4 protein-coding genes and 2 pseudogenes are annotated in these 3169 nt (G+C 67.9%); 3 read left to right on the top strand and 3 right to left on the bottom strand.

All coding sequences use genetic code 11. The features are described 5' to 3' along the window. Positions 1 to 291: pseudogene (locus G6021_RS07895) on the bottom strand (hypothetical protein); the annotation flags it as partial. A 71-nt stretch (positions 292 to 362) separates the two neighbouring features. On the opposite strand from G6021_RS07895, the gene G6021_RS07890 reads away from it, so the two are divergent. Further along, a complete protein-coding gene (locus G6021_RS07890) occupies positions 363 to 893 on the top strand; it encodes a peptidylprolyl isomerase (RefSeq protein ID WP_179524029.1) in 531 nt (176 codons plus the stop codon). A gap of 133 nt (positions 894 to 1026) precedes the next feature. Continuing rightward, entirely contained in the window at positions 1027 to 1761 is a 735-nt protein-coding gene (locus G6021_RS07885) for a rhomboid family intramembrane serine protease (protein ID WP_182609943.1), read from the top strand. On the opposite strand, the gene G6021_RS07880 is transcribed toward G6021_RS07885, so the two are convergent. Continuing rightward, positions 1751 to 2287 carry a PH domain-containing protein gene (locus G6021_RS07880; RefSeq protein ID WP_241731420.1) on the bottom strand — a complete coding sequence of 179 codons (537 nt, stop codon included), beginning with the start codon at positions 2285 to 2287 and terminating at the stop codon, positions 1751 to 1753. The two genes, G6021_RS07885 and G6021_RS07880, sit on opposite strands and share 11 nt — an antisense overlap. A gap of 334 nt (positions 2288 to 2621) precedes the next feature. Continuing rightward, positions 2622 to 2888 carry a cell division protein CrgA gene (crgA, locus tag G6021_RS07875; RefSeq protein ID WP_179524031.1) on the bottom strand — a complete coding sequence of 89 codons (267 nt, stop codon included), beginning with the start codon at positions 2886 to 2888 and terminating at the stop codon, positions 2622 to 2624. Between the two features lie 89 nt (positions 2889 to 2977). Between crgA and G6021_RS07870 the strand changes: the two are divergent. Next, positions 2978 to 3169 (top strand): annotated as a pseudogene (locus G6021_RS07870) (anthranilate synthase component II); the annotation flags it as partial.

The raw sequence follows: 3169 nt of genomic DNA, 5'->3' as shown, positions 1-3169 counted from the left end.
AACGGACGACTGCTCCCGGAGGTCCTCGGCGTGCTGCTTGGCGTCCGCGGCCAGCGTGCCCAGGATCTCCGCCTGTTCCGCGCGGCGGTCCCGCAGCACCTGGATACCGCGGCTCGCGCCGAAGAGGGCCAGGCCCGCGGGCCCACGGGTCGCGGCCACGGCGGCCTCCCCGAGGAAGCGGGGATCCTTGAGGTCGAACGCCTTCCGGGCGGCGGTGCCGGCGTTCTTCAGGTCCTTCTCGGCGGACTTGATGGCCTTACGCTCGGCGGCGCGATCGCTTCGTGTGCTCATGGGTAGATGGTGGCACAGCCCTCGGACAGCGACCACCACCTCGCCGACATCCACCGGGACCGCGTGGCAGGATGGTCGTCGTGAGCATCGCAACGCAGAAGGCAACCATCCACACGAACAAGGGCGACATCGTCGTCGATCTGTTCGGCAACCACGCCCCGGAGACGGTCGCGAACTTCGTCGGTCTGGCCGACGGGTCGAAGGACTACTCCCAGGCCAACGCCAAGGGCGAGAAGTCCGGCCCGTTCTACGACGGTTCGATCTTCCACCGCGTCATCTCCGGGTTCATGATCCAGGGCGGCGACCCCACGGGAACCGGCCGCGGCGGCCCGGGCTACCAGTTCAAGGACGAGTTCCACCCGGAGCTCCAGTTCACCGAGCCGTACCTGCTGGCCATGGCCAACGCCGGCCCGGGGACCAACGGTTCGCAGTTCTTCGTCACCGTGGGCCCGACTCCGCACCTGAACAACCGGCACACCATCTTCGGGAAGGTCGCGGACGCCGACTCGCAGAAGGTCATCGACGCCATCGCCACCACCAAGACCGGCGCCATGGACCGCCCGGTCGAGGACATCGTGATCGAGTCGATCGAGATCTCCTGACTCCTGATCTCCTGACTCCTGATCCACAGGGTCGTGGCGACACGGCCCGGCCAGCGGCGCGGGCACCGGAACACCGGTCCCGCGCCGTCGGTCTATCCACGACGATCCAGGAACGGTGACAGCACACCAGCCCATGACCACCCAGACGCACAGCGGCGGCGCCGTCTCCCGCTTCTTCCGACGCCAGCCGGTGACCGCGTGGCTCATCACCGCCAACCTCGCGGTCTACGCCGCCACGGTCGCCCAGTCGCGGAGCATGCTCGGCAACCACACCTCGGCGCTGTTCGAGGCCACGGCGCTCTATCCGCCGCTGGTCGCGGCGCGGGACGAGTGGTGGCGCCTGATGACCTCGGCCTTCCAGCATTTCGGGCCGATGCACCTCCTGCTCAACATGTACATGCTGTGGATCCTCGGTCTGGGCATCGAGCGCAGCATCGGACACGCCCGGTTCTTCGCGCTGTACCTGGTCTCGGCCTTCGGCGGCTCCGTCGCCGTGATGTTCTACGGCCAGAACGCGCTCACGGCCGGGGCGTCCGGCGCCATCTTCGGCCTCATGGGTGCGTACGCGATCGTCGCGATGTCGATGCGCCTCGACGTCAAGGGGATCGGGATACTGCTGGTGCTCAACATCGGCGTGAGCTTCCTCGTTCCCGGCATCTCCCTCGCCGCCCACCTGGGCGGCCTGGTGGTGGGCGCGCTCGGAGCGCTCGTCCTGGTGGTCCTGCCCCGTCGACTGCCGGGACGGGTGGGTCGTGGCGGTCGGGAGACCGTGTCGTGGCTCGCCTACCTGGGACTGGTGGCGCTCGTCGCCGTGGCCGCCTGGTACGCGGCCGACACCATGCAGTGGGGTTACGTCCTCAGGCGATAGATCCGGGGCCGCCGGTATCCGACCCGCCGGTATCCGACCCCGTGGCATCCGAGCCGCCGGACCCCGGCCCCCGAGTCCCCCCGAATCCCAGGCCCACCAGCCTCTCCCTCACCTCACGCGGATCGGTCCCCAGGTCTCCCCGCGTGAACACGTCGAGTTGCTCCCGCCCCCGGTCGTCCACGTACTCCAGTCGCATGAGGTGCTGGCGCACGCCCCATCTCGCGACCCCGAGCGCGCGCGCCTCGACGACCTGCGCCGGCGGCACGAACACCACGCCACCGAGCTTCTTGATCGCGAGCTGTCCGTCCACCACCTCTATCCGGGGACGCCGCATCAACTGCATCACCCCCGCGGGGACCACGAGCAGCGCCAGCAGCCCGGTGAGGATGAGCCCCAGGGGATCCCGGTTGGTCAGTCCCACCACCACCGCACCGACCCCGAGGGCGATCTGCGCGGCCGGCCACAGGGTCCCCGGGCCCCACGACGCGGCCTGGTGTCCGCCGGTGGACGCCGTTGTCTCACTCATCCCGCCATCCTCCCTTATCCACAGGCGGAATCCACAGTGTGGATGAATCACACGGGTGGAGTTCGATCCGCGTTCGAGAGGGCAGCACCCCGACCTGCGGCGTCGTCCTCGTCGTCGTCGTCGAGGGTTTATCCCCAGTGTGGAGGGAGTTGTCCACAGCCTGTGTGCGCGGGCGCGGGCATCGCTAACACCGGTCACTTCGCCGAATACACCACCGTGACCTGCATGGATGTCAATTCGATGAGAAAATGCAGGTCACCCCCCGCGTCGTGCGGGGGGTGACCTGTGAATTAAGCTGTGGAATGCGGGGAACGGGGTTCCGGTAGAACGGGTGTCAGCGCCAGTTCATGGTCATGAGCAGCCCGACCACGGCCAGCCCGAAACCGATGGCGAAGTTCTGCCAGGTCTCGAGGGACTGCATGAACGGGATCCGCTCACCGGCGATGTAGTAGGTCACCAACCACGCCAGGCCCAGGATCATGAGACCGAACATCACGATCAGGTACCACTGCGCGGTGGGCGTCCCCTTGACCTTGACGGGGGTGCGGCTGACGGCCGCGTCGGTGTACTCGGTCTTCGACCGGACCTTTGACTTGGGCATGACGTCCTCGCACTGGTGGGGCTGATCCAGGCCACTCTACCAAGACCCGCCGGGGACGTTCATCCCGACGACAGCAGTACGCTGCATCTATGCGCATCCTCGTCGTCGACAACTACGACAGCTTCGTCTACAACCTGGTCCAGTACCTGGGACAGCTGGGCGCGACGTGCGAGGTGTGGCGGAACGACGACGAGAGACTCGCCGGCCCGGACGGCGGCTACGACCCGGCGTCGCTCGCGGGCGTGGTCGCCGAGTTCGACGGCGTCCTGCTGAGCCCGGGC

Origin of the sequence: Dietzia sp. CW19 (assembly GCF_014145265.1) — a bacterium.
Classification (GTDB): Bacteria; Actinomycetota; Actinomycetes; order Mycobacteriales; family Mycobacteriaceae; genus Dietzia; species Dietzia natronolimnaea.
Note: the sequence above shows the minus strand (reverse complement) of the source record. Positions and strands in the feature narration are given on the sequence as shown.